The sequence below is a fragment of the Flavobacterium sp. LS1R10 genome, from assembly GCF_003968825.1.
GTDB lineage: Bacteria > Bacteroidota > Bacteroidia > Flavobacteriales > Flavobacteriaceae > Flavobacterium.
The window spans coordinates 32,920-57,476 of sequence record NZ_RYDH01000008.1; the positions used below are offsets into that span (position 1 = coordinate 32,920).

12 protein-coding genes are annotated in these 24,557 nt (G+C 35.8%); 9 read left to right on the plus strand and 3 right to left on the minus strand.

The genetic code is table 11. From position 1 onward, the window contains the following. Window positions 1–103: 103 nt before the first annotated feature. The 4 genes from rpoB (at window position 104) to EKL96_RS13120 (ending at window position 9,526) form a co-directional block, all read left to right on the plus strand. The gene (gene rpoB, locus EKL96_RS13105; RefSeq protein ID WP_126463126.1) at window positions 104–3,916 is read left to right on the plus strand and encodes a DNA-directed RNA polymerase subunit beta; all 3,813 of its coding nucleotides are present in this window, start codon (window positions 104–106) and stop codon (window positions 3,914–3,916) included. A 325-nt stretch (window positions 3,917–4,241) separates the two neighbouring features. Next, the gene (gene rpoC / locus EKL96_RS13110; protein WP_126455868.1) at window positions 4,242–8,555 is read left to right on the plus strand and encodes a DNA-directed RNA polymerase subunit beta'; all 4,314 of its coding nucleotides are present in this window, start codon (window positions 4,242–4,244) and stop codon (window positions 8,553–8,555) included. Between the two features lie 2 nt (window positions 8,556–8,557). Next, window positions 8,558–8,869, plus strand: a complete 312-nt coding sequence (locus EKL96_RS13115) for a DUF3467 domain-containing protein (RefSeq protein ID WP_126455867.1) — start codon at window positions 8,558–8,560, stop codon at window positions 8,867–8,869. Between the two features lie 291 nt (window positions 8,870–9,160). Then, window positions 9,161–9,526: a hypothetical protein gene (locus tag EKL96_RS13120; protein ID WP_126463128.1), complete on the plus strand. Its 366-nt coding sequence runs from the start codon at window positions 9,161–9,163 to the stop codon at window positions 9,524–9,526. Window positions 9,527–9,661: 135 nt separating this feature from the next. Here EKL96_RS13120 and EKL96_RS13125 read toward each other — a convergent pair whose 3' ends face one another. Together EKL96_RS13125 and EKL96_RS13130 are read right to left on the minus strand one after the other, a co-directional pair. Continuing rightward, window positions 9,662–11,251: a peptide chain release factor 3 gene (locus EKL96_RS13125; RefSeq protein WP_126463130.1), complete on the minus strand. Its 1,590-nt coding sequence runs from the start codon at window positions 11,249–11,251 to the stop codon at window positions 9,662–9,664. A 186-nt stretch (window positions 11,252–11,437) separates the two neighbouring features. Continuing rightward, a complete protein-coding gene (locus EKL96_RS13130) occupies window positions 11,438–12,880 on the minus strand; it encodes an alpha-amylase (RefSeq protein ID WP_126463132.1) in 1,443 nt (480 codons plus the stop codon). Between the two features lie 772 nt (window positions 12,881–13,652). On the opposite strand from EKL96_RS13130, the gene EKL96_RS13135 reads away from it, so the two are divergent. From EKL96_RS13135 to EKL96_RS13155, 5 genes are all read left to right on the plus strand, one after another. Beyond that, window positions 13,653–15,080 (plus strand): peptidylprolyl isomerase, encoded by a 1,428-nt coding sequence (locus EKL96_RS13135; RefSeq protein WP_126463134.1) that lies wholly within the window; start codon window positions 13,653–13,655, stop codon window positions 15,078–15,080. A gap of 250 nt (window positions 15,081–15,330) precedes the next feature. Then, on the plus strand, window positions 15,331–16,284 hold the full coding sequence (locus EKL96_RS13140) for an AAA family ATPase (RefSeq protein WP_126463136.1): 954 nt from the start codon (window positions 15,331–15,333) through the stop codon (window positions 16,282–16,284). A gap of 328 nt (window positions 16,285–16,612) precedes the next feature. Further along, entirely contained in the window at window positions 16,613–19,384 is a 2,772-nt protein-coding gene (locus tag EKL96_RS13145) for a bifunctional aconitate hydratase 2/2-methylisocitrate dehydratase (protein ID WP_126463138.1), read from the plus strand. Between the two features lie 129 nt (window positions 19,385–19,513). Next, entirely contained in the window at window positions 19,514–21,781 is a 2,268-nt protein-coding gene (locus EKL96_RS13150) for an aconitate hydratase (RefSeq protein WP_126463140.1), read from the plus strand. Between the two features lie 659 nt (window positions 21,782–22,440). Next, window positions 22,441–23,901 (plus strand): peptidoglycan endopeptidase, encoded by a 1,461-nt coding sequence (locus tag EKL96_RS13155; protein WP_126463142.1) that lies wholly within the window; start codon window positions 22,441–22,443, stop codon window positions 23,899–23,901. A 77-nt stretch (window positions 23,902–23,978) separates the two neighbouring features. Here EKL96_RS13155 and EKL96_RS13160 read toward each other — a convergent pair whose 3' ends face one another. Next, window positions 23,979–24,446 (minus strand): VOC family protein, encoded by a 468-nt coding sequence (locus EKL96_RS13160; RefSeq protein WP_126463144.1) that lies wholly within the window; start codon window positions 24,444–24,446, stop codon window positions 23,979–23,981. Window positions 24,447–24,557 lie beyond the last annotated feature (111 nt).

Sequence of the window (24,557 nt, forward strand, 5' to 3'; positions counted from 1 at the left end):
TCTTAAATTGGTTTTTAAAGATGTAATGGTTTAAAAAAAAAGGTATAAATAAATTACTATTTATACAAAAAAATTACTTTTCTAATCAAAATTTTGTCCATTGATGATAACAAATCAAACTGAAAGATTGAATTTTGCCTCTACAAAAAATATTCCTGATTATCCAGATTTTCTAGATGTTCAGGTTAAATCGTTTAAGGATTTTTTTCAATTAGAAACTAAATCTGACGAAAGAGGCGACGAAGGGCTTTACAATACCTTCATGGAAAACTTCCCAATTACTGATACAAGAAATAACTTTGTATTAGAATTCCTTGATTATTTTGTAGATCCGCCACGTTACACAATTCAAGAATGTATAGAAAGAGGTCTTACGCATAGTGTACCCCTAAAAGCTAGGTTAAAACTATATTGTACAGATCCAGAACATGAAGATTTTGAGACTATTGTTCAGGATGTTTATCTTGGGACAATTCCATATATGACGCCAAGCGGTACTTTTGTTATTAATGGTGCTGAGCGTGTAGTTGTTTCTCAATTACACCGTTCTCCTGGTGTTTTCTTCGGGCAGTCATTTCATGCAAATGGAACAAAATTGTACTCTGCCAGAGTAATTCCTTTTAAGGGTTCTTGGATAGAATTTTCTACAGATATAAACAGCGTAATGTATGCTTATATTGACAGAAAGAAAAAATTACCTGTAACGACTTTATTCCGTGCAATTGGATTCGAAAGAGATAAGGATATCCTGGAGATTTTCGATCTTGCTGAGGAAATTAAAGTTTCTAAAACAGGACTTAAAAAATATATCGGCAGAAAATTAGCTGCTCGTGTATTGAATACATGGCATGAAGATTTTGTAGATGAGGATACTGGTGAAGTAGTTTCTATTGAACGTAACGAAATAATTCTTGATAGAGACACTATTATCGACAAAGATAATGTGGAAGAAATCATTGATTCTAACGTTAAATCTATTTTGCTGCACAAAGAAGATGCTAATCAAGGAGATTATGCGATTATTCATAACACGTTGCAAAAAGATCCAACAAACTCTGAAAAAGAGGCTGTTGAGCATATCTATAGACAATTGCGTAATGCTGAACCGCCTGATGAAGAAACGGCTCGTGGTATTATCGATAAATTATTCTTTTCTGATCAACGGTACAACTTAGGTGAAGTAGGTCGTTATAGAATAAATAAAAAATTAGGGTTGGATACTCCAATGGAAAAGCAAGTCTTGACCAAAGAAGATATCATAACGATTGTTAAATATTTGATTGAATTAATTAACTCTAAAGCAGAGATTGATGATATTGATCACTTATCAAACCGTCGTGTACGAACAGTTGGAGAACAAATGTCACAACAGTTTGGTGTTGGTTTGGCGCGTATGGCCAGAACCATTAGAGAGCGAATGAACGTTAGGGATAACGAGGTGTTTACACCGATAGATTTGATTAATGCTAAAACATTATCCTCTGTTATCAACTCTTTCTTTGGTACAAACCAGTTGTCTCAGTTTATGGATCAAACGAATCCATTAGCCGAGATTACGCACAAAAGAAGATTATCTGCACTTGGACCAGGTGGACTTTCGAGAGAAAGAGCCGGATTTGAGGTACGTGATGTTCACTATACGCATTATGGACGTTTATGTCCAATTGAAACTCCTGAGGGACCAAACATTGGTTTGATATCTTCTCTTGGTGTTTATGCTAAAGTAAACGGAATGGGTTTCATTGAGACTCCATACCGTAAAGTAACTAACGGAGTCGTAGATCTAGTGTCTACTCCTGTTTACTTGAGTGCAGAAGAAGAAGAAGGAATGATGATTGCTCAGGCAAACATAGAAATGGATGCAGTAGGTAAGATTATCGCTGAAAATGTAATTGCCCGTCAGGAAGGTGATTTTCCAGTAATTGAGCCTTCAAAAGTGGATTATACGGATGTTGCTCCAAATCAAATTGCTTCTATTTCAGCCTCTTTGATTCCTTTCTTAGAACATGATGATGCGAATAGAGCCTTGATGGGATCTAACATGATGCGTCAGGCCGTACCATTAATTCGTCCTGAAGCTCCTATTGTTGGAACTGGTTTAGAGCGTCAGGTTGCTTCGGATTCCAGAGTTTTAATTAACGCTGAAGGAGATGGAACTGTTGAATATGTGGATGCTAATATTATCACAATCAAATACGATCGTTCTGAAGAAGAAAGAATGGTGAGTTTTGAGTCAGATGAGAAAACATACAATCTAATTAAATTTAGAAAAACCAATCAAGGTACTAGTATCAACTTGAAACCTATCGTAAGAAGAGGCGACAGAGTTGTTCTTGGTCAAGTATTGTCAGAAGGTTATGCCACTCAAAATGGAGAACTTGCTTTAGGTCGTAACCTAAAAGTAGCGTTTATGCCATGGAAAGGGTACAACTTTGAGGATGCGATTGTAATTTCTGAAAAAGTAGTTCGTGACGATATTTTTACCTCTATTCACGTGGATGATTATTCATTAGAAGTTAGAGATACTAAATTAGGTAACGAAGAATTGACGAACGATATACCGAACGTTTCTGAAGAAGCTACTAAAGATTTAGATGAAAATGGTATGATCAGAATTGGAGCCGAGGTTAAACCTGGTGACATTCTTATCGGAAAAATTACTCCAAAAGGAGAATCAGATCCTACTCCGGAAGAGAAATTGCTTCGTGCAATCTTTGGGGACAAAGCAGGGGATGTAAAAGATGCTTCATTAAAAGCCTCTCCTTCTTTACATGGTGTTGTTTTAGACAAAAAACTGTTTGCAAGAGCAGTAAAAGATAAACGTAAACGTACGCAAGATAAAGATGCTTTAGGAGCACTTGAAATGGAGTTTGAAGTTAAATTTGTTGAATTAAAAGACAAATTAGTGGAAAAACTTTTCTTGATCGTAAACGGAAAAACATCTCAAGGGGTAATGAATGATTTGGGTGAAGAAGTTTTACCAAAAGGTAAAAAATACACTCAAAAAATGCTTTATGCTGTTGAAGATTTTGCTCACTTAAGTAAAGGTCAATGGGTTGCTGATGATGCAACTAATAAAATGGTGAATGATTTAATTCATAACTATAAAATTAAGTTGAACGATTTACAAGGTGCTTTACGTAGAGAGAAATTTACTATTACTGTTGGAGATGAATTGCCAGCAGGAATCTTGAAATTAGCGAAAGTATATATTGCCAAAAAACGTAAGTTGAAAGTTGGGGATAAAATGGCGGGACGTCACGGTAACAAAGGTATTGTTGCTCGTATCGTTCGTCATGAAGATATGCCTTTCCTTGAAGACGGAACGCCTGTTGATATAGTGTTGAACCCACTTGGTGTACCTTCACGTATGAACATTGGTCAAATTTATGAAACAGTTCTTGGTTGGGCGGGACAAAACTTGGGTAGAAAATTTGCTACACCAATTTTTGACGGAGCAACCCTTGATCAAATCAATGAATTGACTGATGAAGCTGGAATACCACGTTTTGGACATACATATTTATATGATGGTGGTACAGGAGAACGTTTCCATCAAGCTGCAACAGTAGGAGTTATCTACATGTTGAAACTTGGACACATGGTTGACGATAAAATGCACGCACGTTCTATAGGTCCGTACTCATTGATTACGCAACAACCACTTGGAGGTAAAGCTCAATTTGGAGGACAGCGTTTTGGAGAGATGGAAGTTTGGGCACTTGAGGCTTATGGAGCATCAAGTACACTTAGAGAAATCTTGACTGTGAAGTCTGATGATGTTATCGGTAGAGCAAAAACGTATGAAGCAATCGTAAAAGGTGAATCTATGCCAGAACCAGGATTACCGGAATCATTCAATGTATTGATGCATGAATTGAAAGGTCTTGGACTTGACATTCGTCTAGAAGAATAGAAGTTTAGTATTCAGTGTTCAGTATTTAGTAATCAGTGATAAACTGAACGCTAAATTCTGAATACTGAACACTTTTTTAAAAGAGTTTTTAGGATTTATACCCGTAACCCGTTCCGATTTTTTATTTAAACCCAATTGGTTTTATAAATAGCACTTCAAAATTTTTATTTGAAGTTTAGAGAAGTAATTCGAGGTAATGTTTAAGTCTAAAGTTTGAAAGTCTAAAGTCTAAAGTCATCCGTGGCTTTAAAAACTTTATGACATTTGACTTTAAGACTGAAATAAAATTAATTTTTTAATTGCAAATAAATCAATAGTAAAAACTATGATGAATAATAGAAATAATAACAATAAAGATAAAAACCCTGTAAAAAGGTTTAATAAAATCTCCATAGGACTTGCTTCTCCTGAATCGATTTTGAAAGAATCAAGAGGTGAAGTATTGAAACCTGAAACTATCAATTATAGAACGCACAAACCGGAGCGTGATGGTCTTTTCTGTGAACGTATTTTTGGACCAGTAAAAGATTTTGAATGTGCTTGTGGTAAGTATAAAAGAATTCGCTACAAAGGAATCATCTGTGACCGTTGTGGTGTAGAAGTAACGGAGAAAAAAGTACGTAGAGACAGAGTAGGTCACATCAATCTTGTTGTGCCTATTGCTCATATCTGGTATTTCCGTTCTCTTCCAAACAAAATTGGTTATATCCTTGGACTTCCATCTAAGAAATTAGATATGATTATTTACTACGAAAGATACGTAGTAATCCAAGCAGGTATCGCTAAAAATGCAGAAGGTGAATCAGTACAAAGATTAGACTTTTTGACAGAAGAAGAATATTTAAATATTTTAGATACGCTTCCTGCTGACAACCAATATCTTGATGATTTTGATCCTAATAAATTTGTTGCCAAAATGGGAGCAGAATGTATTATGGACTTATTGGCAAGAATTGATTTAGATCAATTGTCTTACCAATTAAGACACAATGCTAACAATGAAACGTCTAAACAACGTAAAACGGAAGCATTAAAAAGATTACAAGTTGTGGAATCTTTCCGTGAGTCTAACTTGAACCGTGAGAACCGTCCAGAATGGATGATTATGAAAGTGGTACCCGTTATTCCACCAGAATTACGTCCGCTTGTGCCACTTGATGGAGGTCGTTTTGCAACTTCAGATTTGAATGATTTATACCGTCGTGTAATTATACGTAACAACCGTTTGAAAAGATTAATGGAGATTAAAGCTCCAGAAGTTATTTTAAGAAACGAGAAACGTATGTTGCAGGAATCGGTAGATTCACTTTTTGACAATACGCGTAAAGCATCTGCAGTAAAAACAGAATCAAACCGTCCATTGAAATCACTTTCGGATTCCCTAAAAGGAAAACAAGGTCGTTTCCGTCAAAACTTACTAGGTAAACGTGTGGATTATTCTGCTCGTTCGGTAATTGTTGTTGGACCAGAATTGAAATTGTCTGAATGTGGTATCCCTAAAGATATGGCAGCTGAATTATACAAACCTTTCGTTATCCGTAAATTGATAGAAAGAGGAATTGTAAAAACGGTTAAATCAGCTAAAAAAATAATAGATAAGAAAGAGCCTGTAGTTTGGGATATCCTTGAAAATGTGATCAAAGGGCACCCAATATTACTGAATCGTGCTCCTACTTTGCACCGTTTAGGTATCCAAGCATTCCAACCAAAATTAATTGAAGGAAAAGCAATCCAATTGCACCCTTTAGTATGTACTGCATTTAATGCGGATTTTGATGGGGATCAAATGGCAGTTCACTTGCCATTAGGACCTGAAGCTATTTTGGAAGCGCAACTATTAATGTTGGGTTCTCACAATATCTTGAATCCTGCAAATGGTGCTCCAATTACGGTACCTTCTCAGGATATGGTTTTGGGTCTGTATTATATGACCAAAGAACGTTTATCTACTCCTGAGCTTAAAATTTTAGGTGAAGGGATCACTTTTTATTCTGCGGAAGAAGTAAATATTGCTTTGAATGAAGGCAGATTAGAATTGAATGCTTCAGTGAAAATTAGAGCAAAACATTTTAATGAAGCAGGAGAATTAGTTTTCCAAATTATTAAAACTACTGCAGGCCGTGTATTATTTAATGAAGTAGTACCAGAAGCTGCAGGATATATCAATGATGTATTGACTAAGAAAAACCTTAGAGATATTATCGGACACGTTTTAAGCGCTACCGATGTACCTACAACTGCGGTCTTCTTAGATAATATGAAAGACATGGGATACAAATTTGCCTTCAAAGGTGGTTTGTCATTCTCTCTTGGGGATATTAGAATTCCGGATCAAAAACCTAAATTAATTGCAGATGCCAGAGAACAAGTTCAAGGTATTTCTGCTAATTATAATATGGGTTTGATTACTAATAACGAACGGTACAACCAAGTTATTGATGTATGGACTTCTGCGAATGCTCAACTTACAGAGTTAGCAATGAAAAACATTAGAGAAGACCAACAAGGTTTCAACTCGGTGTATATGATGCTTGATTCTGGAGCAAGGGGTTCCAAAGAACAAATTCGTCAGTTAACTGGTATGCGTGGTTTGATGGCTAAGCCAAAAAAATCTACTGCTGGTGGTGGTGAAATTATTGAAAACCCTATTCTTTCTAACTTTAAAGAAGGTCTTTCTATCCTTGAGTATTTTATTTCTACTCACGGTGCGCGTAAAGGTCTTGCGGATACGGCTTTGAAAACAGCCGATGCAGGATATTTAACAAGAAGATTGCATGATGTATCCCAAGATGTTATTGTAAACATCGAAGACTGTGGTACATTAAGAGGTGTTGAAGTTTCGGCATTGAAGAAAAACGAAGAAATTGTAGAATCACTTGGAGAAAGAATTTTAGGGCGTGTCGCTTTACAAGACTTAATCAACCCTTTGACCAGTGAGATTTTAGTTCATTCTGGGGAGCAAATCACAGAGGTTATCATGAAAGCAATTGATGCTTCTCCTATCGAGAAAGTAGAAGTGCGTTCTCCGTTAACTTGTGAAGCGCTAAAAGGTATTTGTGCCAAATGTTACGGTAGAAATCTTGCTACCGGAAAAATGACACAAAGAGGTGAGGCAGTTGGTGTAATTGCAGCACAATCTATTGGAGAACCTGGAACACAGTTAACATTACGTACTTTCCACGTTGGTGGGGTTGCGGGTGGTATTTCTGAAGAGTCTAGTATCGTTACTAAATTTAACGGTAAACTGGAAATTGAAGATTTAAAAACTGTTAAAGGCGAAGATAATGACGGTAATGCAGTGGATATTGTAGTATCTCGTTCTTCTGAATTGAAATTAATCGATGAAAGAACTGGTATTTTATTAAGTACAAATAATATTCCTTACGGTTCAAGTATTTTCGTTAAAGACGGCCAGTCTGTTGTTAAAGGAGATGTGATCTGTAAATGGGATCCTTATAATGGGGTTATCGTATCTGAGTTTACCGGTAAGATTGCTTATGAAGAATTAGAGCAAGGTCAATCATTCATGGTTGAAATTGATGAGCAAACTGGTTTCCAAGAAAAGGTAATTTCTGAATCCAGAGCTAAAAAATTAATTCCTACTTTATTGGTTTACGGTAAAGACAATGAATTGATTCGTTCGTATAACTTACCTGTTGGAGCCCACTTGATGGTTGAAAATGGTGAAAAAATTAAAGCCGGTAAAGTGTTGGTGAAAATTCCGCGTCGTTCTTCTAAATCAGGAGATATTACAGGAGGTTTGCCTAGAATTACTGAGTTGTTAGAAGCTCGTAATCCTTCAAACCCAGCAGTTGTTTCTGAAATTGATGGTGTTGTTTCTTTTGGAAAAATCAAAAGAGGAAACCGTGAGGTTGTTATTGAATCTAAATTTGGTGACATTAGAAAATACTTGGTTAAATTATCAAGCCAAATTCTAGTTCAGGAAAATGACTTTGTAAGAGCAGGTGTACCGTTGTCAGATGGTGCTATTACTCCGGATGATATTTTAAGAATCCAAGGGCCAGCAGCTGTTCAACAGTATTTGGTTAACGAAATTCAAGAAGTATACCGTTTGCAAGGGGTAAAAATTAACGACAAGCACTTTGAAGTAGTAATACGTCAGATGATGCGTAAGGTAAGAGTGCAAGATCCAGGTGACACGTTGTTCTTAGAAGATCAATTAATTCATACAAAAGACTTTATCTTTCAAAATGATAAATTATATGGTATGAAAGTCGTGGAAGATGCTGGCGATTCTGGCGCTTTGAAAGAAGGACAAATTATTACGCCTCGTGAGTTGCGCGATGAAAATTCTCTTTTGAAACGTACCGATAAAAATCTTGTTGTGGCTCGTGATGTCGTTACTGCAACTGCAACACCAGTCTTACAAGGTATTACAAGAGCCTCTCTTCAAACCAAATCATTTATATCAGCGGCTTCTTTCCAAGAAACGACTAAAGTATTGAACGAAGCTGCTGTTGCAGGTAAAATCGATTACTTAGAAGGATTGAAAGAAAATGTAATTGTTGGACATAGAATCCCTGCCGGAACGGGTATGAGAGAATATGACAATACAATTGTAGGTTCAAAAGAAGATTACAACGATATGATGGCTAATAAAGAAGAATATATTTATTAAGTATGAGTAATTCAAATCAACAACAAGAACAAATCAACATTGAGTTGGATGAGAAAATTGCCGAAGGAATTTATTCCAATTTGGCTATAATCAATCATTCGTCTTCTGAATTTGTTTTAGATTTTGTAAGCATCATGCCCGGCATACCTAAGGCTAAGGTAAAAGCAAGAATTGTCTTGACACCACAGCATGCTAAAAGATTGTTGAAAGCAATCGGAGAAAACATTCATCGTTTTGAAGTCGCTCATGGCGAAATAAAAGATACTGAACAAGCCCCGATTCCGCTTAATTTTGGTCCTGCGGGACAAGCATAATATCTTTAAAGGCTCCAGAAATGGAGCCTTTTTTATTTAAGGCTATTTTCTCAGTCTAGAATTATTGATTTCATTTCTGATTCGTGGTGTTAATTAGCTGTTTTTGTATGTAGGTTTTATGAATAAATTAGTATATCCAACCATCAAATCTGTGTTTTACAGAACCTATTTGTACTTTGAACGGGTATAATGGCACTTCATCGAAAATATTTCCGACTCATTTATAAATGATATACTTTCGTGTTCGAGATAGAAAAAACACATTCTGTCTATTGTAAAATTGTAAGGGATATGAACTATTTATCTTTAAAAACAACTAAAAATGCAGGAAGTAATCGTTTCTTTTTGCTTGTTTTTATTCTAGTAACAAATATTTCTGTTTTTGCACAAACTGAGAAAAATTTAGTTGATGTGAATACAGTAGCAGTTGGTACAACTACAAAACAAGCGAATGTTTCAACAGTTTCTGCTTCAAATTCTAACAGTATGCATTTTATATTGTGGTTTATGGGTTCAAAACAAGATCCTAATAGCACAATTTCTATAGAAGGAATAAACGCTAAAAAACAAATAATCACATCAGGAGCTGCTCCAAATAGGCTGCTAATCAAGGCTTTCTTGAAAAAAGCGGTAAATTTAGAAAACATGATTGCTTGAGTATAATGCGATTTTAAAACATAAAAAAAACGCTAATTTCTAAAATTAGCGTTTTTTTATGCCTTTATTTTTTATGTCTGTGCTATTCAAGACCACCATTTAATTCCATTAGGCAGGTTTACTTTATATTAAGAATTACTCAAATTCAGAAGTAAAGAATAACTTAACATTTGGATATTTATTTTGTGTCATTTGAATTGTGAAATCAGAATCAGCCAGAAATACTAATTGTCCGTATTTATCATGTGCCAAGAATTTTTGTTTGATTCTTCTGAATTCTTTGAACTCTTCGCTTTTTGGATCGTTTGGTTTTACCCAACATGCTTTGTGTACGGGGAAATTTTCATAGGTACATTTTGCTCCATATTCGTGTTCTAAACGGTATTGGATCACCTCGTATTGTAGGGCTCCAACCGTTCCAATGATTTTTCTGTTGTTCATTTCCAAAGTAAATAACTGCGCCACACCTTCATCCATTAACTGATCGATTCCTTTGTCCAGTTGTTTGGCTTTCATAGGATCAGCATTATTAATATATCGGAAATGTTCCGGGGAGAAACTCGGTATTCCTTTGAAACTCATAATTTCTCCTTCGGTCAATGTATCTCCAATTTTGAAATTTCCTGTATCGTGTAAGCCAACAATATCACCTGGATAGGAAATATCTACAATTTCTTTCTTTTCGGCAAAAAAAGCATTTGGACTCGAAAATTTTAAGTTTTTCTTCTGACGCACGTGGTAATACGGTTTGTTTCTTTCGAAAGTTCCGGATACTATTTTTATAAAGGCCAGACGATCTCTGTGTTTTGGATCCATATTGGCATGGATTTTAAACACAAATCCTGTCATTTTTTCCTCTTTGGGATCTACTAATCGGGTTTCCGAATCTTTTGGTCTTGGTGATGGGGCAATTTGAACAAAACAGTCCAATAATTCTCTAACTCCAAAATTATTCAATGCCGAACCAAAAAATACAGGTTGTAGTTTTCCGTCTAAATAATCCTGACGATCAAATTTAGGATAAACTTCATCAATCAACTCTAGTTCTTCCCGCAAGCTGTCAGCTGGTTTTTGACCGATAATTTTCTCTAATTCCGGATTTTTAACATCGGAAAAAGCAATTGTTTCTTCAATATTTTTACGGCTGTCACCGCTAAATAAGTTGATGTTTTGTTCCCAAAGGTTGTAGATTCCTTGAAAATCATAGCCCATTCCTATTGGGAAACTTAATGGCGTAACTGTTAAACCTAGCTTTTGTTCCACTTCATCCATCAAGTCAAAAGCGTCTTTTCCTTCTCGGTCTAATTTATTGATGAATACGATAATTGGAATTTTTCGCATTCTACAAACGGCCACTAATTTCTCTGTTTGTTCTTCAACACCTTTGGCAACATCAATTACAACAATAACGCTGTCAACAGCTGTTAAGGTTCTAAAAGTGTCCTCCGCAAAATCCTTGTGACCTGGCGTATCGAGAATGTTTATCTTTTTGTCTTTATAATTGAAAGCCAAAACCGAAGTAGAAACCGAAATTCCTCTCTGGCGTTCAATTTCCATAAAGTCACTGGTAGCGCCTTTTTTGATTTTATTGTTTTTTACAGCACCTGCCTCTTGAATCGCACCACCAAAAAGGAGGAGTTTTTCTGTAAGTGTTGTTTTTCCGGCATCAGGATGTGAGATAATCCCAAAAGTTCTTCTGCGTTGTATTTCTTCTAAAAAGCCCATATTTATATCAATAGTGTGCAAAAGTACTATTTATAAATGCCAATTAAAAAAATGTATCCTCTTAATTAATGATGTGGGTTTTGAAAATGGATTTCAGTCGATTTTTTTAAATTTTATTAGATAGCTTATGACGCTATTAGGTATAAAAAAGGCTGTCAAAATAGACAGCCTTTAAAATAGTTTGGGTTACATGTTTGTCGACCAGATGGAATATCCATTTGGGGGACACTGTATTTTGACCCATTTGTCTGCTTGAGTAGTCGGCTGCCAAGTTGAATTACCTGTAAAATCTTTGATTTGAGCATTAGTCCAGTTGGTCTGAATCCATCGTTCTTGCCAAGTGGATGAATTATTGATGTAAACCACTAATCCGGGATTGCCGTTATATCCGTTTCTACGGGCGATGTATTCATCAGTATCAGTATATAAAATAGAGGTGTTGCCAGTAGCTTTATTGTTATGAATCCAAATTAAGTTATTCATTTTCGTTTTATTAAGCCATTCTTCGTAATCTCGGTAAAAAATAGTTGGGTATCCTTCATGCGTTAAGATGTAGGCATACGCTAGCTCTTTTTTCCAAATTTCATCAGTGTCATGGTTGGTGACAAAAGTAACCGCTTTGTGCGGGTTTCTTTTCCACATCATGTCGTCATTCAAAATATTTAGGTTGTTTCCGTCGAAAGCATCGTTCATTTTATAATAGCACGCAAAATCAAAAACGGAACTGTTGGCATTATTCGCCCAATCATTCAGTATGTTTACGTTAGAATCCCATAATTCACCAACGGAGAAACCACCAACGTTTGCATTCCAATCTTTTATGACCCACGGAGCAAAACCTTTTACGTAATCAAATCTCCATCCATCAAATTTCATTGTGTTTTTATAGTATTTCCCTACTCCGTCTGTTCTTTTCCAAAGCCAGTCTTGTACATTTGGTACTACATGGGCTAAATCCGGAAATCCCCCAAAGGAACCTTCGTCATTATTACCATACGCATTTTTATAGAAATCAGCACTGGTTCTTGGAAATTTTCCAGAAGCAACACCGGTAAAGTTTGTGTAGGTTTGTGTTCCTGTAAAAGGGTTGTTTTCTAATTGTCCGCCACTGTTGTGATTTAGTACCATATCCGCATAAACCTGCATGTTTTCAGAATGTACTTTTGTAATCAGGCTTTCTAATTCAGCACGGGAACCAAATCTGGTTTCTACCGTACCATTTTGATTGAAATTCCCAAAATCAAAATAGTCAGTAGGATCGTAGCCCATAGAAAACGGCCCGTTTTGAGCTTTTGATACCGGAGGAAGCCAGATAGAGCTAATGCCGGCATTTGACCAATCTGTTATTTTTGTATTTACAGTATTCCACCAGTTTCCACCGGCAGGTACATCCCAGTAGAAAGCTTGTATCATTACACCACCTCCGGGATTTGCAACATATCTTCCAGTTGGTATATTAGTTGATGCTCCAGTGCTGAATGGCCGTCCGTCGTGATTAGTGACATTAACCACTTTGAATTGTGTTGCCGTTTCAGTTGGATTGTCTGCCAGATCATCATTTGAATTACAAGAGTACAAGCCAGCAAGTAAAGCGGTCAATAAATAAATTTTGAAATTTGGTTTTTTCATAAAACGATAAATTAAGGTAGTTAATAAATTTGGGACATTTTAATTAAAATCGATTAGGATGCGTATTAAGTCTATAAGATTCATTATGAAAGAATAGATTGCGATTTAAATCATAATTTTATTTAAATCAAAACAAAAAGCATTAAATAATAGTGATAATATATTTTTTAAGTTTATTTTTTAAATAAATATCATTTTTAGCTAATTTATAAAAATTATCAAAGGACTCGTAAAGCAGTGCTTTTAATTTGTAGCGATAACGTTGTAGTGTTGAGAACTTTTTAAATAAGGATCCTTATAATGAGGTTTTTAAAGCTGGATTTTTGTTTTTGAAGTAAAAAGGGTAAAGTTTTATCTTTTAGATTGTTTGAACGGAACAGCAGATGCGCGAGTAAAGAGGTTTCATAATTAGTAAGCGCTGGGAAAAAGAAGAAAATAATTGATTGCCGTTTCGATAGCATAAATGAAGGAATAGGGAGTCCTTTATTTAGGTCTTTAAAAGTCTCTTTTTTAGGATTTAGAAGCGGAAACAAACAGGGAATAATTGGGTGTATAAATTTTTGTTAATAGTAGTACGGAAACTTGTATTATATAATTGAATTGTTATTTTTGTCTCTTTTAAATTTAAAAAAAAGGAAGTAATTTGGAATGCAAATGCAATTCATTTCCTGAAGCTTAAAAGTGTATATTTGGCAAAAATTAATATTGCTTTTACAAGCCATACTTTAAAGTCGGGAATATAAATCCTTCATTATAAAAATAAACTAGAAAAATGCCAATAAAACACATACAAATGAAAATTATTAATAAAATTGTTCTTCCTTTTTTTCTTTTGCTATTTTCAAGTGGCCTTTTACAGGCACAAGAAATCATTAAGGATACTGTAATCGTTCCTATTAAAAAAACGCAATCTACTGGGAAGCAAAAAATTGATGGGGTTATTGGTACCGTAGGAGATTATATTATATTAGATTCGGATATTGACAAGTCATATCTTGAAATTTCTAGTCAGGGAGGTTCTGTAAAAGACATTACAAGATGCCAAATGTTAGGGAAGTTATTAGAAGATAAATTGTATGCGCACCAAGCCATTCAGGATAGTATCGTAGTGACTGATGCCGAAGTAAAAGGTATGATGGAAGAACGATTGAGCTATATGACAGAGCAAATCGGGTCGCTGGAAAAAGTGGTGGAGTATTATAAAAAAGATTCGGAAGAAGAATTCAGAACCTATTTCTCAGATATTCTAAAAGAGAATAAGCTCACGTCAGAAATGCAGAAGAAAATTATTGAAGCAGTAGAAATTACACCGGAAGAAGTTCGTAATTTCTTTAAAAAGATACCTGCCGCTGATCTTCCTTTTTTTGGAGCAGAAATGGAAGTGTCACAAATTATAATTACTCCCAAAGTTTCAGCTGCCGATAAACAAAAGGTAATTGATCGATTGAATTTGTTTAAAAAAGAAATATTAGAAGGATCTAGCTTTTCAACTAAAGCCGTATTGTATTCTCAAGATCCCGGTTCAAGAGCAAATGGAGGCTATTATAAAATGAATAGGAAGACCCCTTTTGTAAAAGAGTTTAAAGAAGTAGCTTTCAGTCTGGCTGAGGGAGAGATATCCGCTCCTTTTGAAACTGATTTTGGGTTTCACATTATTTACATAGAAAAGATAAAAGGACAAGAAGTAGAATTGCGTCACATATTATTGAGTCCAACTGTAACAGAGGAAGCTTTGAATGAAGCTAAAGAAAAAATCACTTTGATCAGAAAAAGAATCGAAGATAAAGAAATTACTTTTGAGGAAGCAGCAAGAACTTTATCTGACGAGAAAGAAACAAGAGCCAATGGAGGCGCATTGATTAATCCAAAAACGCAAGATACCCGTTTTGAATTGACGAAAATGGACCCCGCTTTTTACAGTCAAGTGTCAAATTTGAAAGAAGGCGAGATTTCACTTCCCATTTTAGACCAAGGTGAAGAAGGTAAAAAGAAATTCAAATTGATTACCGTGACCAATAGAATAGAAGAGCATACTGCTGATTACGCAAATGATTACATCAAAATTAAAGATTTAGCTTTGAAAGACAAGCAAATTACAGCTATTGGGAAATGGTTTGGAGATAAAATTAAAGAAACGTATATCAAAATCATTGGAGAATACAGAGATTGTGCTTTTACAAACAACTGGATAAAGAAATAATTTACCACAAGAACACATTAAGTAATAACCATGGTATAATGTCGTATTTTAAAATCAGGATAAAATCATGTAAAAATCTGATTTAAAGCTGTTTTACTTAAAGTTAATTCTTTTGACTTTACGACTTTTAAACTTTCGACTTACTTATGTGAGAGGAATCGCAAACATTTTTTTTTCAATAAAATAAATAAAAAGAGTTAGTTTTATGATTTCATAACGCTAACTCTTTTTTAATTTTAAATTTTTATAAATGTCAGACGTAGCAGCAATACACAACCTAGTTCAAAAAAGGAATGAGCTGAAAAAGGAAATCGCAAAAATCATAGTGGGACAGGATGCTGTAGTAGATCAAATTTTGCTTTGTATTTTTTCTGGGGGACATGCTTTGTTAGTAGGAGTGCCTGGATTAGCTAAAACATTAATGGTAAATACGCTGGCACAAGCATTAGGTCTTGATTTTAAAAGAATTCAGTTTACACCGGATTTGATGCCCTCTGATATTTTGGGCAGTGAAATATTAGAGGAGAACCGTCAATTTAAATTTATAAAAGGGCCTATTTTTTCTAATATTGTTCTGGCAGATGAGATAAACCGAACACCACCCAAAACGCAGGCAGCCTTGCTGGAAGCCATGCAGGAGCGCGCTGTTACTATTGCTGGGGAGAATTACAAGTTAGCCTTGCCTTATTTTGTTTTGGCCACGCAAAACCCAATAGAACAAGAAGGAACATATCCTTTGCCTGAAGCTCAATTGGATCGGTTTATGTTTGCTATAAAGCTGGAATATCCTTCTTTTGCAGAGGAAGTTCAAGTAGTAAAACGCACGACATCAGACATCAAAAACACGATCAATCCATTATTTACTGCACAAGAAATTATTGATTTTCAACATTTGATTCGCAGAATTCCCGTGGCTGATAATGTAATTGAATATGCGGTGACATTAGTGAGTAAAACTCGTCCTGAAAATCCATTATCAAATGAGTTTGTAAAAAACTATCTCGATTGGGGAGCGGGGCCCCGAGCATCTCAAAATTTGATTTTGGCAGCCAAAGCCAACGCTGCTTTCAATGGAAAATTTTCGCCGGATATTGAAGATGTGAAAGCGGTAGCCACCGGGATTTTACGCCATCGAATTATTAAAAATTACAAAGCAGATGCCGAAGGAATTACCGAAGAAATGATAATTGCTAAGTTGGTTTGACTTTTTTTTGGTACTCGGTTCTTATTTTCAGACAGGAACTACAACGTTTTCTTAGTTATAATGGTTTTTATGATCTGATACTAGTTAGAATGTAATTAATTCTTTAGGGATTAATCAGTTTATAGTTAAATTTTTTAAAATTATTTAATTATAAAGGGTAAAAATCAGTATTTAGTAATAATATCATTTGAAAAAACCACATCTATTAATTTTTTTTAAATATCATCTTAAAGAGCTAAATTTGCGACGCGAATAAAAACTACGCATCATGGCTTTTAATTTTGAGTACATTAAAATAAATAGCTTTTAACATTGAAAACAATTTACTATGAACATTTATAACGATTATCTGAAAGAAATCGAAGACAGAAAAACTCAGGGACTTAATCCAAAGCCAATTGATAGCGCTGATTTAGTAAGCGAAATCATTATGCAAATTAAAGATTCAAATAACGCAAATCGCAAGGATTCAATTTCGTTTTTTATTTATAATACGGTTCCTGGGACAACACCTGCAGCTGGCGTAAAAGCGTCTTTTTTGAAGGAGATTGTTCTTGGTGAATCAGTAGTGAATGAAATAACACCAGCTTTTGCATTAGAGTTATTATCACAGATGAAAGGTGGTCCTTCAATCAAAGTTTTGCTTGACTTAGCTTTAGGAAATGAAATCACAATTGCAAAAGTGGCGGCAGAAGTTCTAAAGACACAAGTATTTCTTTATGAGGCTGATACCGATCGCTTAGAGGCGGCATTTAAAAACGGTAGTGCGTTTGCAAAGGAAATTTTAGTGAGTTACGCTAAGGCGGAATTCTTTACTAAGCTGCCAGGGGTAGTTGAGGAAATTCAGGTTGTTACCTATGTTGCTGGTGAAGGAGATATTTCGACAGATTTACTTTCTCCGGGTAACCAAGCGCATTCACGCTCTGATCGTGAGCTACACGGAAAATGTTTGATTTCGCCTGAAGCTCAAGATGAAATTAAAGCGCTTCAAGCGCAACACCCAGACAAAAGTGTTATGTTGATTGCCGAAAAAGGAACTATGGGTGTAGGCTCTTCAAGGATGTCAGGAGTGAATAATGTGGCTCTTTGGACAGGTAAAAAAGCAAGTCCTTATGTCCCATTCATAAACATAGCTCCAATTGTTGCTGGAACTAACGGTATTTCCCCAATTTTCCTTACTACTGTTGATGTGACGGGTGGTATTGGTCTGGATCTTCAAAACTGGGTTAAGAAAACAGATGCAAATGGAACGGTAGTCCGCAATGAAAATGGTGAGCCTATTTTGGAAGAAGTTTATTCTATTGCAACAGGAACAGTGCTGACCATAAATACAAAAACTAAGAAGCTCTATAACGGCGATAAAGAATTAATTGATATTTCTAAGGCATTTACGCCTCAGAAAATGGAATTTATTAAAGCGGGTGGATCTTACGCTATTGTATTTGGAAAAAAACTACAAACTTTTGCATCAAAGACTTTAGGAATTGATATCGTATCGGTATTTGCTCCGTCAAAAGAAATTTCTATTGAAGGACAAGGTCTTACCGCTGTAGAAAAAATATTTAATAAAAATGCAGTTGGTTCAACACCAGGTAAAGTTTTACATGCAGGTTCTGATGTGCGCGTTACAGTAAACATAGTAGGTTCGCAAGATACTACAGGCTTAATGACTTCTCAGGAATTAGAGTCTATGGCTGCTACTGTGATTTCTCCAATTGTTGATGGTGCATACCAATCCGGTTGTCATACAGCATCAGTTTGGGATAATAAATCCAAAGCAAACATTCCAAGATTGATGAAGTTCATGAATGACTTTGGTTTGATTACAGCTCGTGACCCTAAAGGAAACTATCACGCAATGACTGATGTGATTCACAAGGTTCTTAATGATATTACTGTTGATGAGTGGGCGATTATTATTGGCGGTGACTCTCATACCAGAATGTCTAAAGGGGTTGCCTTTGGGGCTGATTCGGGGACAGTTGCACTTGCACTAGCTACGGGTGAAGCTTCAATGCCAATTCCGGAATCAGTAAAAGTTACCTTCAAAGGGGATATGAAAGAATATATGGATTTCCGTGATGTTGTTCATGCTACCCAATCTCAAATGCTGAAGCAATTTGGTGGAGAGAATGTATTTCAAGGACGAATTATTGAGGTTCATTTAGGAACACTCACTGCCGATCAGGCCTTTACTTTTACAGATTGGACTGCAGAAATGAAGGCGAAAGCTTCTATTTGTATTTCTGAGGATGATACTTTGATCGAATCATTAGAGATTGCCAAAGGCAGAATCCAGATCATGATTGACAAAGGAATGGATAACGAGAACCAAGTTCTTAAAGGATTAATTGCTATCGCTAATAATAGAATCGCAGCCATCAGATCAGGTGATAAACCAGCTTTGATACCGGATGCTAATGCAAAATATTTTGCGGAAGTTGTAATCGATTTAGATATCGTTGCTGAGCCTATGATTGCAGATCCAGACGTAAATAACGCGGATGTTTCTAAGCGTTATACGCACGATACCATTAGGCCACTTTCTTTTTACGGTGGTGTAAAAAAAGTAGATCTTGGTTTTGTAGGATCTTGTATGGTACACAAAGGCGATTTGAAGATTCTTTCTCAAATGCTAAAAAATATAGATGAGCAACACGGTAAAGTAGAGTTTAAAGCACCGCTTGTTGTTGCGCCTCCTACTTATAATATTGTAGATGAACTTAAAGCTGAAGGAGACTGGGAAGTTTTACAAAAGTATTCTGGTTTTGAATTTGATGATAATGCTCCTAAAGGCGAGGCACGTACAGGATATGAAAATATTCTATACCTAGAGCGTCCAGGCTGTAATTTATGTATGGGTAACCAAGAAAAAGCAGCAAAAGGAGATACTGTAATGGCAACATCTACTCGCCTTTTCCAAGGAAGAGTTGTTGAAGATACGGAAGGTAAAAAAGGAGAATCGTTACTTTCATCAACACCGGTTGTTGTGTTGTCTACAATTTTAGGCAGAACCCCAACTCTTGAGGAATACAAAGCTGCAGTAAAAGGTATAAATCTAACGCAGTTTGCACCATCTCATAAGTTATTGGTTAGGTAATAATTAATTTTTGTTAATACTATTAAAAAGCTTGGGTCTTTCGACAGACTCAGGCTTTTTTTATTTTAATAGGTCTTCATTTTTTTGTACCTTGTGGTTCTAAAATATAATAACAGAAAATAATTAGATATGGCTTTTGATATTGAAATGATTAAAAAAGTGTATGACAACATGACTACTCGTGTTGATAAAGCACGCGAAATAGTTGGCCATCCGCTTACATTAACGGAGAAAATATTGTACAATCACCTTTGGGATGGAATGCCTTCACAAGCTTTTACCCGAGGTGCTGATTATGTTGATTTTGCTCCAGACAGAGTAGCTTGTCAAGATGCAACCGCTCAAATGGCATTATTGCAGTTCATGCATGCCGGTAAAACTAAAGTAGCGGTTCCTACAACAGTGCATTGTGATCACTTGATCCAGGCAAAAGTGGATGCAGTAACTGATTTGGCCAGAGCAAAAACACAAAGTAATGAAGTGTTTGAATTCCTTTCTTCAGTATCTAATAAATACGGAATTGGTTTCTGGAAACCAGGAGCCGGAATTATTCACCAGGTAGTGCTTGAAAATTATGCATTCCCAGGCGGAATGATGATCGGTACTGATTCTCATACTGTTAATGCAGGAGGTTTAGGAATGGTAGCCATTGGTGTTGGAGGTGCTGATGCGGTTGATGTGATGTCAGGAATGGCTTGGGAATTAAAATTTCCTAAATTAATTGGAGTAAAATTAACTGGAAAACTTTCCGGTTGGACAGCGCCAAAAGACGTAATCCTTAAAGTAGCCGGTATTCTTACTGTAAAAGGTGGGACAGGTGCTATCGTGGAGTATTTTGGCGAAGGAGCAACTTCCATGTCTTGTACTGGAAAAGGAACTATCTGTAATATGGGTGCCGAAATTGGTGCTACTACTTCTACATTTGGTTATGACGCTTCCATGGGGCGTTATTTGCGTTCTACTAATAGAGCTGATGTAGCAGATGCAGCGGATAAAATTGCACCGTACTTAACAGGTGATGCTGAAGTTTATGCAAATCCAGAATTGTATTTTGACCAAGTAATCGAAATCAACTTAGACGAATTAGAACCCCATTTAAACGGTCCTTATACCCCTGATTTAGCTACTCCAATTTCTAAAATGAAAGAAGAAGCAATCAAAAATAACTGGCCTTTGAAAATTGAAGTAGGTTTGATAGGTTCTTGTACCAACTCTTCCTACGAAGATATCGCTCGTGCTGCTTCATTGGCAAAACAAGTTACAGATAAAAATTTAAAAATAAAATCTGAATTTACCATTACTCCAGGATCTGAAGTAGTTCGTTATACCATAGAACGTGACGGATTTATCGATATTTTCGATAAAATGGGAGCAACAGTTTTTGCGAACGCTTGCGGTCCGTGTATCGGAATGTGGGATAGAGAAGGAGCTGAAAAAGAAGAGCGCAACACTATCGTTCACTCTTTCAATCGTAACTTCTCCAAACGTGCCGATGGAAATCCAAACACTTTGGCATTTGTAGGCTCTCCTGAATTGGTAACCGCTTTGGCTATTGCCGGAGATCTGGGTTTCAACCCATTGACGGATACCTTAATTAATGAAAATGGGGAAGAAGTAATGCTGGATGCGCCAACAGGAAATGAATTACCTCCAAAAGGATTTGATGCCGAAGATCCAGGTTTTCAAGCGCCAGCTGTTGATGGTTCAGGAGTTCAGGTTTCTGTGAGTGGAACTTCAGAGCGCTTGCAATTGTTAGCTCCGTTTTTGCCTTGGGATGGAAAAAATATTACAGGGGCTAAATTATTGATCAAAGCTTTTGGAAAATGTACTACAGATCACATTTCTATGGCTGGGCCATGGTTGCGTTTCCGTGGGCATTTAGATAACATCTCTAATAATATGTTGATTGGTGCCATCAATGCATTCAACCAAAAAACCAATACCGTTAAAAATCAGTTGACTGGTACTTACGATGCAGTTCCGGCTGTAGCGCGTGCTTACAAAGCGGCAGGTGTTCCTTCGATTGTTGTGGGCGATCACAATTATGGAGAAGGATCTTCTCGTGAACATGCAGCCATGGAGCCGCGTTTCTTAGGTGTGAAAGCTGTATTGGTAAAATCATTTGCTCGTATCCATGAAACAAACCTTAAAAAACAAGGCCTTTTAGGATTGACATTTGCTACTGAAGCGGATTACGATAAAATCCAGGAAGATGACACCATCAACTTCACAGACTTAATTGATTTTGCTCCGGGAAAACCATTAACATTAGAATTTGTTCACGCTGATGGAACTAAAGATATTATCTTGGCAAACCACACGTACAACGCAGGACAAATTGGTTGGTTCATTGCAGGTTCAGCATTAAACTTGATTGCTGCTGCCGGAAAAGCATAAGCATTTAAATAATTTATTTCAAAACTCTCAAGGAAACTTGGGAGTTTTTTTTGGAGCTATTTCCTGCTCTCCGTTTCAAGCTTTTTCGTGAAATTTCTTTTTTTTAACGATAAAAAGGAGCTTCCTTTGGTCGCTCTTTTTATCTAAAAAAAATGTAATTTCACTTCAAAAGGCTTTCCACTTCCATCAGGGCTATGACAAACTAACAGTGTTGTTATTTTGAATAAAGAATAGATTTTACTCAAAAAAACATTAAAAAATTACAAAAAAGGTGTGAAATGTTCTTTTTGGACGTTAAAAGTTAAAAAAAAGAGAAGTCCTTAAGTTATAAGACTTATATTAGCTTTTTTGTGAAATAAAATTCATCGATTTTTTTCGGCTAGTAATACTGATTCGCACTCCATTAAGTGGCTTGTTTTTTAGATCAGTAGTACCATAGTATTGTAAGATTCCTTTTTGAGTTCTTGCGATGAATTAGAATAAGATCATTCAAAATTTTACAAACACAGAATCAGGTTTTTTTTATAAAAAAGGTGTTTTTTCACACTTTTTTATAAATAGAAAAAATATAAGCAAATAAACCAAAGCGAAATTTAATAATTATATCCCGAAATCGCTTTTGAGGAATACATAGGATAAGTAATTTGAAAGAGAAGAGTATGAGTGTAAGAGTAATTGTAGCGTTTTTTTTATTTAATAGTATAGTTCTTTTTTCACAGGAAAAAATTATAAAACATACCATCGTAAAAGGGGAAACAATATCGAGTATTGCTGAGCGCTATGAAGTGAAACAAAGCGCCATTTACAAACTAAATCCTAAAGCCAAAAATCTTTTAAAGCTTAATTCAGTATTGTTAATTCCAATTATAGGTCTAAAAAAAAACACTACAAAAACGAATACTCCCTTAAAATATGCTACTAAAGAGCACGAAGTACTCGCTAAACAAACTCCGTACGGAATTGCAAAGGAATACGGAATATCTCTGGCAGAATTAAACCAATCCAATCCTGAACTAGAAGCTAAAGGACTCCAAATAGGACAAAAAATTACCATTCCGGGAACCGCAGTTGTAACCTCAAAAGTGGTTGTTTCTCCATCTAAAAAAGCAACTTTTACACCAGAAATAGTCCTAGACACTGAAGCAACTAATAAACAAATTTCTGAAATTTTGATACGGGAAGTTTTATCAAAAGAAACCAAATATTCCATTGCAAAACAGTACGGAATCACCATTGGTGAATTAGACAAAGCCAATCCTGCAATAGGCGTTAAACCACTTCGGGTAGGACAAAAAATCAATATTCCCGGGACTCAGTTACCCGTTACTCAAACAGCTGTAGTATTGCAGGAAGAGATTAAGGTACAAACAGCAGTACCTAAAGCCAGTTTATCTGTTGATCCTGTTGGGCCGGAAATCACAACAACCGTAGTTTTGCAGTCAAAAAATGATGTACCCGTACTATCAACGGAGGGCGAAGAAAAGGATGATTTACAAATTATTGTGCGGGAAGTGATGCCTAAAGAAACTAAATATTCTATTGCAAAACAGTATGGGATTACGGTTAAGGAATTAGAGAAACAAAATCCAGATGTAAAAAGAAAACTTCCCATAGGGTACAAGTTAATGATTCAGTCTCCTCGTGTACTATTAGAGAATAATAATGCTGAGGGTAATGGTATTATTGCGCAAACTAAACCGGAATTACACCCGTTTACCAAGCCTGTTTTTAATCATGATTTTCTAGATCAATTGATTGAGCATGCCTCCGAAAATATAGGAACCAGATACCGGATGGGCGGAACCACAAAATCTGGGTTTGACTGTTCTGGCTTGATGTGTACTACTTTTGAGGCATTTGATATTAAGTTGCCAAGAACATCAATAGCTCAATCCAGTTTTGGAACAAAGATTAATACGGAAGAAGCTAAAAAAGGGGATTTGATTTTCTTTAAGACAAATGGAAGGCGCCAAATTAATCATGTAGGGATGGTTGTAGAAGTTTGTGAAGGAGAGATAAAATTCATTCACGCCTCAGTGAGCAGTGGTGTTATCATTTCCTCTACAAAAGAAAAATATTATGAAAAAAACTTTACTCAAATAAATCGAGTGTTGCAGTAAAGCGCTTTTTAAAAAAATTATAAAATACCAAAGCTTTTTCAGGTAACTGAAAAGGCTTTGGTATTTTTAGGGCTTAATTATTTAGGAAGTGCTTCACTATTTATTTCAATCCAATATCCATCAGGATCCTGAATGTAGATTTGTTTGATACCATCAGCTCGAACAGTAATTTTATCAAGTGTGCCCGGCCAATCTGAATAGGTAATGTTTAGGGTTTTTAATGCCGAAATCAATGCGTCAAAGTTCACTGATTTAAAGGCTAAGTGGACTGCTTTATTGATTTTTACAGGTTCTTTAATCGTAGATACGAGATGTAATTCTTTTCCGTCACCTAAAGAAACCCAACGAATGCCTTCTTTTTTTGTAAGGTTTGTGATTTCTGAAAGATGTAAAATATTCTTGTAGAAATCAACCGATCGGTCTAGGTCTTTTACGGAAAGGGCAATATGATCTAATTTCAGGGAAAAGGAATTAGTGTTTTGCGCATAAATACTTGATGTACAGGTAAAAGTGAATAATAGTGTGGCTAAAAATTTGGTTTTCATAGTGTTAAATAGAATTAAGCGGTTTTAATTTTAGGTGACTGTCCACAAAGTAGACTAAGTTTACTGTCTGCAATGGCTTCAAAAAAGGGAATCAGGTAGTTTTATATTCAA